Source organism: Mesorhizobium sp. USDA 4413 (genome assembly GCF_056280365.1).
In genome coordinates this window covers 2,189,225-2,202,794 of record NZ_JBVPRP010000001.1, presented here as the reverse complement: position 1 = coordinate 2,202,794, position 13,570 = coordinate 2,189,225, and the positions used below count along the sequence as shown (strand labels likewise).

11 protein-coding genes are annotated in these 13,570 nt (G+C 60.2%); 1 reads left to right on the top strand and 10 read right to left on the bottom strand.

Annotation, left to right across the window (positions count from 1 at the left end; translation table 11 throughout):
* Window positions 1-14 precede the first annotated feature (14 nt).
* The 6 genes from ACVMIM_RS10795 to ACVMIM_RS10770 form a co-directional block, all read right to left on the bottom strand.
* Window positions 15-2,312, bottom strand: a complete 2,298-nt coding sequence (locus ACVMIM_RS10795; RefSeq protein ID WP_040985482.1) for a xanthine dehydrogenase family protein molybdopterin-binding subunit — start codon at window positions 2,310-2,312, stop codon at window positions 15-17.
* Window positions 2,309-3,292, bottom strand: a complete 984-nt coding sequence (locus ACVMIM_RS10790; protein ID WP_476111912.1) for an FAD binding domain-containing protein — start codon at window positions 3,290-3,292, stop codon at window positions 2,309-2,311. Before ACVMIM_RS10790 ends, ACVMIM_RS10795 begins: the two co-directional genes overlap by 4 nt.
* Entirely contained in the window at window positions 3,289-3,852 is a 564-nt protein-coding gene (locus ACVMIM_RS10785) for a (2Fe-2S)-binding protein (protein WP_476111910.1), read from the bottom strand. The genes ACVMIM_RS10790 and ACVMIM_RS10785 overlap by 4 nt, the downstream gene beginning before the upstream one ends.
* Window positions 3,853-4,214: 362 nt before the next feature.
* Window positions 4,215-4,961, bottom strand: a complete 747-nt coding sequence (locus ACVMIM_RS10780; RefSeq protein ID WP_476111909.1) for an SDR family NAD(P)-dependent oxidoreductase — start codon at window positions 4,959-4,961, stop codon at window positions 4,215-4,217.
* A 43-nt stretch (window positions 4,962-5,004) separates the two neighbouring features.
* Entirely contained in the window at window positions 5,005-6,447 is a 1,443-nt protein-coding gene (locus tag ACVMIM_RS10775; RefSeq protein WP_040985488.1) for an NAD-dependent succinate-semialdehyde dehydrogenase, read from the bottom strand.
* A 266-nt stretch (window positions 6,448-6,713) separates the two neighbouring features.
* Window positions 6,714-7,103, bottom strand: a complete 390-nt coding sequence (locus ACVMIM_RS10770) for a cupin domain-containing protein (protein ID WP_040985490.1) — start codon at window positions 7,101-7,103, stop codon at window positions 6,714-6,716.
* Window positions 7,104-7,410: 307 nt separating this feature from the next.
* Here ACVMIM_RS10770 and ACVMIM_RS10765 point away from each other — a divergent pair, with 307 nt between their 5' ends.
* The gene (locus ACVMIM_RS10765) at window positions 7,411-8,886 is read left to right on the top strand and encodes an MDR family MFS transporter (RefSeq protein WP_082037239.1); all 1,476 of its coding nucleotides are present in this window, start codon (window positions 7,411-7,413) and stop codon (window positions 8,884-8,886) included.
* 141 nt (window positions 8,887-9,027) lie between these two features.
* Here ACVMIM_RS10765 and ACVMIM_RS10760 read toward each other — a convergent pair whose 3' ends face one another.
* From ACVMIM_RS10760 to ACVMIM_RS10745, 4 genes are read right to left on the bottom strand one after another with little or no spacing between them, the layout of a single operon-like run.
* Window positions 9,028-9,831 carry an enoyl-CoA hydratase-related protein gene (locus tag ACVMIM_RS10760; RefSeq protein WP_040997791.1) on the bottom strand — a complete coding sequence of 268 codons (804 nt, stop codon included), beginning with the start codon at window positions 9,829-9,831 and terminating at the stop codon, window positions 9,028-9,030.
* Window positions 9,824-10,861: an acyl-CoA dehydrogenase family protein gene (locus ACVMIM_RS10755; RefSeq protein WP_040985494.1), complete on the bottom strand. Its 1,038-nt coding sequence runs from the start codon at window positions 10,859-10,861 to the stop codon at window positions 9,824-9,826. Before ACVMIM_RS10755 ends, ACVMIM_RS10760 begins: the two co-directional genes overlap by 8 nt.
* Entirely contained in the window at window positions 10,858-11,976 is a 1,119-nt protein-coding gene (locus ACVMIM_RS10750; RefSeq protein WP_040985496.1) for an acyl-CoA dehydrogenase family protein, read from the bottom strand. Before ACVMIM_RS10750 ends, ACVMIM_RS10755 begins: the two co-directional genes overlap by 4 nt.
* Window positions 11,973-13,196 carry a CaiB/BaiF CoA transferase family protein gene (locus ACVMIM_RS10745; RefSeq protein WP_040985498.1) on the bottom strand — a complete coding sequence of 408 codons (1,224 nt, stop codon included), beginning with the start codon at window positions 13,194-13,196 and terminating at the stop codon, window positions 11,973-11,975. Before ACVMIM_RS10745 ends, ACVMIM_RS10750 begins: the two co-directional genes overlap by 4 nt.
* Between the last annotated feature and the right edge of the window lie 374 nt (window positions 13,197-13,570).

Genomic DNA, 13,570 nt, shown 5'->3' with positions numbered 1-13,570 from the left:
TCCGCGCCGTCTCTCTAGATCAACTTCTCCAGCGTGATCGGCAGATCCCGTACCCGCTTCCCCGTCGCATGAAACACTGCGTTGGCGATCGCGGGCGCCACCCCGACGATGCCGAGCTCGCCGACGCCCTTGCCGCCGAGGGCCGAGGAGTGCGGGTCGGGGATGCCGACCGAGATCGTCTGGATGTCGGGAATGTCGGCATTGGTCGGCAGCATGTAGTCGGCGAAATTGGAGTTGACGGTGCGGCCGTGGCGGCGGTCGACGATACCTTCCTCGAGCAGCGCCTCGCCGATGCCCATGATGATGCCGCCCTTCCACTGGCTCTCCGCCAGCTTCGGGTTGTAGAGCCGCCCGGAATCCAGCGCCGAGACCACGCGCGACACGCGCACGGTACCGAAATCCTCGTCGACCTTGACCTCGACGAAATGCGCGCACCAGGAATGGCGAGAATAGTCGCCTTCGGTGTGCGGGATCGACATGGCGATCGTGGTGTAGTTCTTGTAGCGCTCCTCCGCCGTCGTGCCGGCCGGCAGCGTGTCGCCCTTGGCTTCGATACGGTCGCGGCCGAGCATGCTCATCAACTCGGCGATCGATAGCTCCGGCCCGTCGCCGCGCGGAGAGCCGATGCGGCCGTCCTTCACCGCAAGCGTGTTCGCCTGTAGTCCATGGAAGGGTAAGCGCGGATCGGAGAGCGCGAGCCCGATCAACTCATCCAGCGCTTGGCTTGCGGCCTTATGGACGGCGCCGGTCATGATCCCGGCAAGCCGCGAGCCACCGGTGACGCCGGCGCGGGCGAAATGCGAGTCGCCGAGCTTTACCGAGACTTGGCTCACCGGAACGCCGAGCGTCTCGGCGGCGGTCTGCGCCAGGATCGTATACGTGCCCTGGCCCATGTCGATGGAGGAGCTTTCGACCTCGACCGAGCCGTCGAACATGATCTTCACCACAGCCTCGCCGTGAGCCCGCTGTACGGGATAGGCACCCGCTGCCACGCCCCACCCGATCAGCTGGTGGCCTGCGCGCATAGAGCGTGGCGCGGGCGAACGTTTTGCCCAGCCGAAGGCTTCGGCGCCGACTGCAAACGCCTCGCGCAATTGCCTTGTCGACCACGCCTTCTTCGCATGCGGGTCCTGCTCGGCATAATTGATCAGCCTGATCTCCAGCGGATCCAGCCCAAGCTCATGGGCGAGCTCGTCGATCGCGCATTCGATGCCGAACGCGCTGGGGTTCTCACCTGGGGCGCGCTTCGGGTTCGGCAACACGGTGTTGAGCCGCACCACATCCTGCCTCGAGGAGAAATTGGGCGTGTCATACATGATCGAGGTGATGGAGCCGACTGCTTCCACCCACATGCCTTCGAGAGAAACCTCGCTGACGCCACGGTGAATGATGGACTGAATCCTGCCAGCCTTGTCGGCGCCGAGGTCAATCGTTTGACGGGTAGTGGCGCGGCCACCATAAGAAGTAAAATTCTGCGAGCGGGTAAGCATCAGCTTGACCGGCCGTCCAAGCATCTTGGCCGCTGCAGCCGCCACCGCGCTGTGGGCGAGCGCCAGCGCCTTGGAGCCAAAGCCACCGCCGATATACGGCGAGACGAGCCGCACATTCTCGAATGGTATGCCAAACCACTCGGCATAGGTGCGCGCCATGCCGTCCAACCATTGGCTGGGCTCCCAGATGGTGAGCCGGTCGCCTTCCCAGCGCGCAATCAACCCATGCGGTTCGATTGCTGCGTGAGCTGATCGTTGCGTATTGTACACGGCACTGAGATGCACTGGGGCTTCAGCAAGCGCAGCCTGCGCGTTGCCCCATTCCTTAGTCATGCCCTCGATCGATATAATTTCACCAGCCGTTCCGTCCCCCAGCTCGACTAGAGCCGGGGCCTGGTCATAGTCCGCCATGACCAAAGCCGCGGCGGAGACCGCCTGCTCGAAGGTCTCAGCGATCACAACAGCGATGTGCTGGCCGCAATATGTCACGTCGCGTGCAAGCGGGCAGAAAGTTCGTTGGGGAGCAAGCGGGTTCCCGAACCAATCCGACGCGACTGACAGCTTCATGATCGTATCCGGCGTCAGCACCGCAATAACACCACGCGCAGCCTTTGCCGCCTGCGTCTCGATCGACACGACCTTGCCCGCAGCGATGGTGGAGTCGACGAGCACCGCATGAGCCAGCCCTTCAAGCTGCTGCTCGACGGCGTAGCGGGCGGCGCCGGTGATCTTGGCCGGGCCGTCGACGCGCGACAGGCGTCCGCCGACCGCTTCGAGGCGCGCGCTGTCGGACGCGGCGTGTTTCACGTCATGAACGGTCATGCCGTCTCTCCCAATTTGAGGATGGCGCGCGCGATCACACGCGGCGCCAATGCGATCTTGTAGTGGTTGGCGCCATGGTCGACTGCGCCCTGCATGGCGAGCTCGCTCGCCTCGCGGATCGTCGCTTCGTCGAGCGCTTTGCCTTTCAGCGCGTCCTCGACGGCGCGCGCCCGCCACGGCTTGGTAGCGACGCCGCCGAGCGCGACGCGGATGTCGCGGACGGTGCGGCCGTCGCCTTCGAGCTCCAGCCCGACCGCTGCACTTGCCGCCGCGAACTCATAGGACTGGCGGTCGCGTACCTTGATGTAGGTCGAGCGTCTGGCCGCGGCCGAGCCGGGAATCTCGATGGCCGTGATCACCTCGCCCGGACGGATATCGTGCTCCTGCTCGGCCGTCGCGCCGGGGGCCAGGAAGAAGTCCTCGACCTTGAGCCGCCGCTCGCCGAGATCGACCTCGGCGTCGAAGGCGACCAGCGCTACGGCGAGATCCCCCGGATAGGTGGCGATGCACGCCTCGCTCACGCCGAGCACCGCATGGCCGCGCGTCACGCCGCCGATCGCCGAGCAGCCGCTGCCCAACTCACGCTTGTTGCAGGCCGGGAAATTGGCGGGATCGCGGAAGTAGGGACAGCGCGTGCGCTGCATCAGGTTGCCGCCGATCGTTGCCATGTTGCGCAATTGCGCCGACGCCGCCTGCCAAAGCGCTTCCGAGACCGCCGGAAACAAGCTCTTCATTTCGGCATGGTCGGCGACGTGGCTCATCTTCGCCAGCGCGCCGATCAAAGCGCGATCGGCGGTGACGTCGATGGCGTTGAGCCCTTCGATATGGCTGATGTCGACGACGGTGGCGGGTTCCGCGACGCCGCATTTGGCGAGATCGATGAGCGTCGTGCCGCCGGCGAGCAGCATGGCGCCGGGAAGGGCGGCGGCGTTGCGCGCAGCCTCGACGCTATCGGCGCGAAGGTAGGAAAAATCTCTCATGGGCGCAGCTCCTGTGCGGCCTGGCGGACGGCGGCGACGATGTTCGGATAGGCGCCGCAGCGGCAGAGATTGCCGGCCATGTATTCGCGGATTTCCTCGTCGGAGCCGGCATGGCCTTCGCGGATGCAGGCCACCGCCGACATGATCTGTCCCGGCGTGCAATAGCCGCACTGGAAGGCGTCCTGCTCGAGGAAGGCGGCCTGCACGGCGTTGAGCGTGCCGTCCTCGTCGGCGAGCCCCTCGATGGTCGTGATCGAGCGGCCCTCGACCTGGGCGGCCAGCGTCAGGCAGGCCAGCACGCGCTCGCCGTCGACATGCACGGTGCAGGCGCCGCACTGGCCCTGGTCGCAGCCTTTCTTGGTGCCGGTGAGGTGAAGCCGCTCGCGCAATGCGTCGAGCAGCGTCACGCGCGGCTCGACGTCGAGTGCGTGGTCGCGGCCGTTGATGGCGAGATTGAGGGAGAGCGTGGTGGGACTGGGGATTAAGCCGTCGGTGGCAACGCCATTTCTGAAATGGCCGTCTTCGGGAGGATCGATGATGGTCTGGATATGGCTTGTCATGGGCGTCGGGCTCCGATTGCTGGACGCTGGGATGGAGATGGGACGGGCGCGCCGAGCTGCTGCCGGGGTTATCAATAATGCGCAACGCCACCCCGGGTCCGCTTCGTCAATTTAGAAGCATGGCACGGCCGCGCAATTCTGGCTTGCACGCTTCCCGTCGACATGAAGATGGGATCATGTGAACTGAAGTCCGAAGCCGACAGGGCCATCGTAAGCGCTTCCTTTGCCCTCCTTCCGCCTTCCGTCCTCCCGCCCTCAGGGTGGGGTCTTGTTCTCTTCGATCGCAGGGGCATCTGCTTCTCGTCCACTGAGCCGACCATCTCTGCAGCGGGCTTTAGTGCTTAGGGCCCTGTCACGCGCGATCAGGTGATCGTAACCCCGCTATCAACCGAGAGGATGTGACCCGTCACCACACCTGACTCGGCGGACGCAAGATATAACGCCGCGTGGGCGACATGCTGGGGCTCGCCGAGACCGACCAAATGCCGGCTAGCGAGGGACTGAACCGCCGGCTGGCCCTCTAGCGCCCTAAGAACCCGCTCCGTTCTTGTTATCGAAGGCGCTATGGCATTCACTCGCACGCCCTGTTCACCGAACTCAACGGCGGTGGCGCGAGTCAGCGCTGCAATCCCACCCTTCGCGGCTGAATAGGCGCTCATGTTGCGCATACCCACAAGAGCTACATGAGATACTGTGTTCACGACGGAACCACCGCCACGCTTGATAATTTCTGGGATACCGAACCGACAACAAAGCCACGTGCCGAACAGGTCAACTCGCATGACGCGCCAGAATTCATCGATTGTTGCGCTAACAACAGAGCCGTCGTTTCGGCTTGAGCCGCCAGCATTGTTGTAAAGAACGTCGAGCCCACCAAAATGCGCGACCGCAGTGGAGATTGCGTGCTGCACACTGGGCTCGCTACTGACGTCGGTTTCGCAGAACAGTGCATCGCCCCCGGCCCTCTCAATCATGCGAACGGTCTCGGCACCTCCCTGCGCGTTGATGTCGGCAACGGCGACCATGGCACCCTCCTGGGCAAACAGGACGGCGGCCGCTCGGCCAATTCCACTGCCGGCGCCGGTTATGAACGCGACCTTTCCTTCCATTCTTGGCATGCTGTTTTCTCTCTCCTCCACATGTGTCCGAGGCTTATTCGATCTGCATGTGCGTAACGAACTTGGTGTTGAGGTAGGCCTCAAGGGCGTCGGCGCCCCCTTCTGTGCCATAACCCGAATCGTTAATGCCGCCGAACGGGACTTCGGGCAGTGCAAGCCCGAAATGATTGATGGAAAGCATGCCCGAACGGATGTTACGAGACATCTTAGCCGCACTTTCGGCCGACCGCGTGAAGCCGAAAGCACCCAAACCGTAGTCCAGCCTGTTTGCTTCGTCCAAGGCCGCGTCGAGCCCGCTGACAGGCATCATCAGCGCAACGGGCCCGAACGGCTCGTCGTTCATGATCCGCGCCGATACAGGCGCATTGGAGAGGACTGTCGGCTCGTAAAAATATCCGGAATTGCCAATCCGCTTGCCGCCGGTAACAAGCTTAGCACCGCTCTGAACGGCTTCCTGCACCAGCGTGCTAACGGATTGCAATCTCCGCTCGTTGACTACGGGGCCCATGACCGTGCCTTCTACAAGGCCGTCCCCCACCTTGATAGTCTTTGCTACTGACGAAAAACGATCGACAAATTCATCATAGATATCCTCTTCAATGAGAAATCGAGTTGGGGACACGCACACCTGACCGGCGTTGCGATACTTGGAGCGGGCCATCAATTCCGCGGCTTGTTGAACCGGCGCGTCCTTCAACACAATGACCGGCGCATGGCCGCCGAGTTCCATCGTTGAGCGCTTCATGTGCTGTCCGCAAAGGGCGGCCAATTGCTTGCCTACGGCAGTCGAGCCGGTAAACGATATTGTTCTGACAGTCTGATGAGGCACCAGATGACCCGATATCTGCGCTGGATTTCCATAGACAAGATTGATCACCCCGGCCGGGATACCAGCATCTACAAACGCGCGAATGAGCTCCGCCGGTGAACCAGGGGTATCTTCGGCAGCCTTAACGATGATGGAGCAACCAGAGGCAAGAGCAGCGGAAAGCTTCCGCACGACCTGACCGATTGGAAAGTTCCAAGGGGTGAACGCTGCAACGGGACCAATCGGCTCCTTATAGGATACCTGGCCGATATTCGCTGCGCGGGCAGGAATGGATCGGCCATAGGTTCGCCGACCTTCCTCGGCGAACCAGTCTATCAAGTCCGCCGCCGATAGGGTCTCCATTTGAGCTTCGACCAAGGCCTTGCCTTGCTCTGCAGTCATGATGCGGGCGATCTCATTCGCGCGCTGCCGCACTAGATCGGCTGCATTGCGCATCAGCTTGTAGCGATCGAACGCTGCGGTCTTGCTCCAAATGGCAAATCCCTTGCCAACGGCAGCCAGTGCCTCGTCCAGATCGGCAACGTCGGCATGAGCTACATGGCCTAAGATGCCTTCATTGGCGGGATTGATGACAGGAATCGTTTTGCCTGACGCCGATGGCCTCCACTTTCCATCAATGTGCAAAAGCACGTTTTCTGGATAAGACATCTTCGCAACTCCTTTGCAGGACGCTTCCCGTCGAGAAATTTGCAGCAAAATCGCCTTCTTAAGTGTTTTTCACTACAATATCGCGCTTCTGTCGAATTGAGTGAATTTTACCTTCACTTGGCAGCCAGAACTTTGCAGAAAGAATCGCCGGCCCTCCGATCGAAGCGAAACTCCGATCGGCCGCAAACTCGGCATTTCTTTTTTACACATCACAGAAAGCCTCAAACTAGGGCGACGGCACTGGCAAGCGACAGGCTGGCATAAGTTCAAACGGCGCCATCGTTTTTGAAAAATCGGTTAGGCTTTAGAAAGAAAGACAAGGCAAGCGCACCGTTGGGCGAGACGACCCTGTGACGATTTCCGCCCGGACGCCAGACGTAGTTGCCGGCGGTGAGGTTGCCTTCATGATCGGCTACGCTGCCCTCAAGGAGAAAACTCTGCTCAATCTCCACATGTTCGTGGTACGGCAGCGTGGCACCGGGCTCGAACTTGAACAGCCCGGTCAGCAGGCCGCTTTCCTTATCTTCCATCAAGATCTTCATTGTGACGCCGGGGTACTCGGTCGGCTGCCAAGGAAGTGCTTCGACATCGACGTAACGCGACGACAGCGCATCGAGGGCTGACTCGGTGGCTAGATGAGGCGTGCGTGGGGCCATAACTGTTCTCCATTGGTCGATTGCGATTTTGAAAAAGTCGCATATTGCGATTAATTGGTCAATTCCCTATAAAAGAGAAATCTCTAGCCAATTCGTGACGACAGACCACAAGGGGTTCGATCGACGCGCACCGGGAGGAGGCCCCGTACCCACCTTTCAGGCGCGCTGAGAACAAGGAACCGGCCGGCAGCCCGACGTTTTGTTGCGAGGGACACGAGCTTGAGAACACGAGGCACGAAGCGTGGCGCCGGGCTGCCGGCATCAAGGCGTGCTTTTACGCTTGGCACCCGTTTTGAAGGATGTCGAAATGTACCAGACTGCCGACAAGCCTACGTCGATGGGGACAACAGCCACGCCGGTTGTGAGCGAGAGCGAGAAGAATGCCATCGTTGGTGGCGTGCTTTTGTCGATGCTTCTGGCGGCGCTTGACCAGACGATCGTCGCGCCTGCCTTGCCGACTATCGCGCGTGCGCTCGGCAATGCGGAATACCTGCCCTGGATCGTAACCGGCTACTTGCTCACGGCCACGGCGATGGCACCGCTCTACGGCAAGATTTCGGATGTCTATGGTCGCCGACGCGTGGTTTATGCTGCGGTATTGATCTTTTTGCTGGGGTCTGTGGTCAGCGCGCTCGCACCGAACATGCTGGTATTGGTCCTTGGCCGGTCGATCCAAGGCGCGGGAGGCGGGGGCCTATGGGCCCTTGCACAAATTATCATCGGGGACCTCGTGCCTCCGCGTGAACGAGCCCGATACGTGGCCTGGATAGCGGTGACCTGGGCAGTCGCGAGCATTGCCGGGCCGGTGCTCGGAGGGACATTCGCGGAACATCTCCATTGGTCGCTGATCTTCTGGATCAACCTGCCGCTCGGCTTCGCGGCGATGGCGATCATCAACAACCCTCTGAAGAAGCTCCCGATCCTGGCCAAGACTCACCGAATCGACTGCCTCGGCGCCCTCCTGTTGATCAGCGCGACGGCGCTTCTGTTGTTGGCGCTCAACTGGGGTGGAAGCACCTACCCCTGGTTCTCTCGCGAGACCCTGTCGCTCGTGGCCTGCTCGGCGCTGCTTTGGTCGTTGTTCGCGGCCAGGCTAGTGAAAGCCCCCGAACCGCTTATCTCACTCGAGGTGCTTAGCAACCCGATTGTGCTTGCTGGTACACTTTCGATGTTTCTGCTACAGGCGGCTAGCATTGGCATATCGGTCTACCTGCCGATTTACCTGCAGGCGATACTTGGGCTCTCGGTTAGTGAATCCGGCACTGTTATGCTTGGATTGCTACTCGGCACGGTCGCGGGTGCCACCTTCAGCGGTCGCATGATCCCGCGCCTCACGCATTACAAGCGCATCGCCATGGCTGGCATGGTCTTAGCCATCGCCTGCCTCGGTGCCCTCAGCATCGTGGCCGAAGGCGCCTCAATACTTGAGGTTGAAATCCTGACCACTCTGATCGGCCTCGGTAGCGGAACCACCTTTCCAGTGAGCACCGTCTCGGTCCAGAATGCCGTGGACCGCGCACATCTTGGTGTCGCCACCGGAGTGCTGACCTTCCTGCGCTCGCTTGGAGCCGCGCTTGGCGTGGCTGTGCTCGGCGCGGTTGCTATGGGCGCTGGCTTGCCAGTTGCCGCGGGCACGCTCGTCCACGTCGAGACCTCGCCAATGCCATTCACCATGATCTTCGTCGCAGACGGCTTTATTCTTGCGTTTGCGTTGGCTGCTCTGTCTTTGATACCGCACAAGCCCTTGCGCGGCCAAACCGAGCACCCAGTTCTTTCGGAGTGACTGCGCAGACTTTGCCAGCCGGCCGAGGTCTAAGTTTGAGAGAAGGCAGCACTTCGGTGAAGCCAAGCGCCGACGTTTTCGGCCTCTGATGCGCTTAGAAGGCAGGCCGATGCACTGCCAAGAAATTCACTATAGTACCCATCACCGACCTAAAAAGAGCGGAGGACGTTTCTGAAGCAGTGCGTTTATTGCTTCCCTGTGATCCGAGGTGTGTTGCACGATTGCCTGATAGGACGCAGAAAGCTCAAGACATGATTGCAAACTCATCTCGGCTGCGTTGCGGATAAGGCGGCGGTTCAGTCGAGCACTTAATGGAGGGAACGAGGCGATTTTACGCGCGACCTTCAAAGATTCCGACAATAAATTGTCCTCTGGCACGATGCGGGAAACGAGGCCCCACCGCTCTGCCTGCTCCGCACCAATAAGGTCGCAGGTCAACGACATTTCAAGCGCGCGCGGCATGCCAATAACGCGCGGAAGGTACCAGGCGCCGCCGTCTCCAGGTACCAAGCCAACCCTTAGATAGCTTTCGGCGAACTGTGCTTGGGGGGCGGCTAAGCGGATGTCACACATGCAGGCGAGATCGCACCCTGCACCGACGGCTGCTCCGTTGACGGCTGCGATCGTCGGAACATCCAGCTTGGCGAACGCCAATGGAATCTTCTGGATGGCATTGCGATAGCCCTCCATCATGTCGAATGGCGGACCATGGAACATGGGGTCGTCACCGTCCTGCATGTCGCGGACATTGCCGCCCGAGCTGAACGCATCGCCCGCGCCAGTTATGACAATGCAGCCGAGCGCTGGGTCACGGTTGGCACACTCCAGAAACCCCACCAAAGCCTTGATTACAGGTGACGACAGCGCGTTCCGTGTTGCTGGGTCATTCAACGTCACAACGGCCAGGGGCCCATCTCGCTCTATTTGGACTTCGGGGTCAGACATGTGGGACGTCTCCTTGGGAACCATCAACCAAAAAACTCCACAAGCGACCCTCGCCAGATCGCATTGCCATCTCGCCGATTGTGCGCTCGCAATCGTCCTGCCTACCCCAATGGTCGCGCCAGACCCACAGCCGCTTGGTATAGCAGTGAAGGAGGTGTTCCGCCGTGAAGCCTATGGCGCCGAATAGCTGATGACCGGTAGAAGCGGCAATAGTTGCTCCCCGACCCGCTTGGGCCTTCGCCGACAGCCAGCCCAGTCGATCGTGCACATTTTGCAAGGCTTGGCCAAGCACCGCTTCCGTGACGGCCAGCTCGCTCGCGACATCGGACAGAAGATGTTGTATAGCTTGGAACCGGCCGAGCGGCCGCCCGAACTGTGAACGCGTATTCACGTGGTCGATGGCCAACTCCAGGATCTCACCCATCGCGCCAGTCATGGCCGCTGCCGTTAAAAGGGCTCCGCTGCGTGCGATTTTCTCAGACTGCGCGCGGCCAACGGACAGAGCCCTCACATCAAGGGCATCCTCCGGTGCAAGACGAACCCAAGGTTCCCCCGCCAGATCAGCGAATGTCTGAGCATTCGCCGTCGAGACCGACAGGATGAAGCAATTGCCGGACAAATCAGTCGCCCGTGCATAGACCTGCCTGCAGCCTGGAGAGAGCGGGGCCTCGATCGGCCGCCCCGAAAGGCACGCCTGGCCTTTGTGCTTCGACAGGATAATGTCGCTGCGGGCAGTGATGCTGGAGGTCGCGGGATTGTGGCCGAACATCACTGCTACAGGAGCCGCAACAAGCATTTCAACCATCGGCAAAGTCGCAGCGTGGCGGCCCCATATACGGAGAATTTCTGCCGCTTCCTCGATCGTCAGACCCGCGCCGCCCGCATCTTCGGGCAGCAGCGCCAAGTTCAGACCGGATTTGTGCACCTCGGCGAAAAGTTCTGCGCTCTGCAGTTGCTCCCGGCAGCGTTTTCCGAATTGCGCCAGAATACGGCTAGCGGTCTGCGCCAGCATTCTTGAAACGTCGTTCATCTCAACCCCAAATGGCGTGCGACGATTCCCTTGAGGATTTCGCGAGTCCCTCCGCGTAAGCTAAAGCTGGGCGCATTCAGAATTGCCGAGGCTAAGGTCGTTGTTAGGTCGTCGCCGTCTTGTCTAGGGCTGAGATCGATCAATCTGCGCGAAACCTCGGCGATATCTTGCTCGAGGGTGGTGCCGATATCCTTCATCATGGTTGCCTTCTGGCCGACATCTTCGTGGCGGCCCAAGGCCTGGTTGATTTCAAGCGAAAGCGATCGAACGGAATGGAGCCTTCCGACGAGACGGCCGAGTTCGATCGTCGCGTGGCGGTCGGGGTCGCGCGCGATATAGGACGATAGCATCGACAACATGGGAAACGTGGACAGGATGCGATCGGGGCCGCTTCGCTCGAAGGAAAGCTCCTCCATCACAAGACGCCAGCCTTGCCCCGGTTCGCCGAGCAGATGCTCTTCATCCACAAAACAGTTTTCGAAAAGGACTTCGTTGAATTCGTCCACTCCAGCCATGTTGGTGATGGGCCTGACGGTGACGCCCTTGTTTTCGAGGGGCACGACCAACTGGGAAAGTCCGGCATTCCGATCCTCCGATTTGGGAGAGGTGCGGCAGAGGACGATCAGGTAATCGGCATGATGTGCATTCGTTGTCCAGATCTTGCGTCCCTCCAGAACCCACCCGCCGTCCACTTTCGTGGCGCTTGTGCGGATCGACGACAGGTCCGAGCCTGAATCGGGTTCGCTCATGCCGATGCCAATGGTGCAGCGGCCTGCTGCGATTTGTGGCAAGACGAGATGTTTCAGATGTTCCGTGCCGTTGCGTAGGATTTGCGGGCCACTTTGCCTGTCAGCAATCCAATGAGATCCAAGAGGCGCACCGGCCGCGAGCAGCTCCTCGATGATCACATATCGTTCCTCCGGGCTGCGGTCGTGGCCACCAAACATTTTCGGCCAGGTCATGCCGATATAGCCCTGGTCTGCGCATCTAATCGAGAAATCGCGGTCGAATGTGGTCCAAGACTGGCCGGCTCTAATGCGGCCGGCCGTCCTTTCGGCCGCAATGAAGGCCCGAACATTTTTTCTGATAGCGTCATGTTTATCGCTGTGGTTCACGCGATTACCCCACGTGCGCGAAGCTCCGCAATTGCTCGGGGGTCCTTGCCAAGGAAATCACGCAATATGTGGTCGGTGTCCTCGCCGAACCGTGGCGGCGGCTTGCGGTACGAGGCAGGCGTGCGTGAAAGGCGCGCGGGAAATGCGACGGTCGGAACCTCCCTGCCGTCGTCGCGGACCATCGAGCGGACGATCTGCCTCTCGCGGACATGCTGATGGCTGAATGCCTCACCAATATCGTTGATGCAACCAGCCGGTACTCCCGCCGCGTTCAACGCGTCGACGAGGGACTCAACGTCCCGGGACACCGTCGCCGCCGTCAAGATGGATACGAGCAATTCGCGATTCTCAAGACGAGCCTTGTTGGTGGCGAAGCGCTGGTCATCGCAAAGTTCGGCGAGACCCAGCACTTTGCATACCGACCGGAACTGCCTGTCGCTTCCAGCCGCCACCACGATTCTGCCGTTCGCACCCTGAAAATCCTGATAGGGAATGACGTTTGGGTGGGCATTGCCTAGCCTTCTCGGCACCTCGCCCCCAACAAGATAGTTCATTGCTTGGTTAGAGAGCGCGGCAAGTTGGCTGTCGTACAACGCACAGTCGATATGCTGGCCCTCACCCGTCTTTAGGCGGTGAACGACGGCCGCAAGGATGGCGGTAGCCGCAAATTGACCCGTCATCAGATCCGCAACCGGTATACCAACTTTGACCGGCCCCTGATTGTCTTCGGGATGACCCGTGACGCTCATCAGTCCACTCATCGCCTGAATGAGAAAGTCGTATCCTCCCCTGCCTGCGAGTGGACCCGTCTGGCCGAAGCCAGTGATCGAGCAATAGACAATCCGCGGATTCTCCATCTTGAGGTTTTCGTAGTCCAAGCCATATCTGGCGAGACTTCCGGTCTTATAATTTTCGACGACGATATCGCTCTTGCGGGCAATATCTCGGACCAGTTCAGCGCCCGCCGGGTCGGCGAAGTTCACCGCCATGGCGCTCTTGTTCCGATTTGCCGCCAAATAGTAAGCCGCGTCCTCACCTGCGTCTCCGCGGAAGAATGGTGGGCCCCAAAGCCGCGTGTCGTCCGGCTGCTGTGGATGCTCCACTTTAATGACGTTGGCGCCGAGATCCGCGAGCATCTGGCAGCACCACGGGCCAGCCATAACGCGAGAAAGATCAAGAACCGTCAGGCCATCGAGTGCCGCAGGCTGTGCGTTCTTCATGTTATGGTAATTTCACTGTGTGAAGTATAACTTCATTATCTTGAGTCTAGCGCTTGAAGTCAAGTCAAACGCTTGTGGTGAAGCGAAAAGTGGATATTCCGAACGAGACAGAGGCACAGAACTGTCCGAGAACCAAGGCTTCGCACGCGACGATGAGTGGCGGAGTGATTGTTTAGCTCAACCTCCGGTGCACCGCTGTATCGCATCGTTCTGCTGCTGATGCGTTAGGTCGACCGAAGCAATTGGTAATGATCGACAATTAGTTGCAGCAGACTGTTGTTCCGCCAGTTCACCAGAGAAGACGCTTACGCCTCAATCGCGTGTGTCATTACGAAGCCAAGCTGCTGAAGCTGGGAGAGCGGTGGCTATGTGAT

Excerpts from the sequence above, each read along its gene's own strand:
- ACVMIM_RS10790 (WP_476111912.1), bottom strand. The coding sequence starts at position 3,292 with ATGAGAGATTTTTCCTACCTTCGCGCCGATAGCGTCGAGGCTGCGCGC.
- ACVMIM_RS10780 (WP_476111909.1), bottom strand. The coding sequence starts at position 4,961 with ATGGAAGGAAAGGTCGCGTTCATAACCGGCGCCGGCAGTGGAATTGGC.
- ACVMIM_RS10760 (WP_040997791.1), bottom strand. The coding sequence starts at position 9,831 with ATGTCTGACCCCGAAGTCCAAATAGAGCGAGATGGGCCCCTGGCCGTT.
- ACVMIM_RS10770 (WP_040985490.1), bottom strand. The coding sequence starts at position 7,103 with ATGGCCCCACGCACGCCTCATCTAGCCACCGAGTCAGCCCTCGATGCG.
- ACVMIM_RS10755 (WP_040985494.1), bottom strand. The coding sequence starts at position 10,861 with ATGAACGACGTTTCAAGAATGCTGGCGCAGACCGCTAGCCGTATTCTG.
- ACVMIM_RS10775 (WP_040985488.1), bottom strand. The coding sequence starts at position 6,447 with ATGTCTTATCCAGAAAACGTGCTTTTGCACATTGATGGAAAGTGGAGG.
- ACVMIM_RS10785 (WP_476111910.1), bottom strand. The coding sequence starts at position 3,852 with ATGACAAGCCATATCCAGACCATCATCGATCCTCCCGAAGACGGCCAT.
- ACVMIM_RS10745 (WP_040985498.1), bottom strand. The coding sequence starts at position 13,196 with ATGAAGAACGCACAGCCTGCGGCACTCGATGGCCTGACGGTTCTTGAT.
- ACVMIM_RS10795 (WP_040985482.1), bottom strand. The coding sequence starts at position 2,312 with ATGACCGTTCATGACGTGAAACACGCCGCGTCCGACAGCGCGCGCCTC.
- ACVMIM_RS10765 (WP_082037239.1), top strand. The coding sequence starts at position 7,411 with ATGTACCAGACTGCCGACAAGCCTACGTCGATGGGGACAACAGCCACG.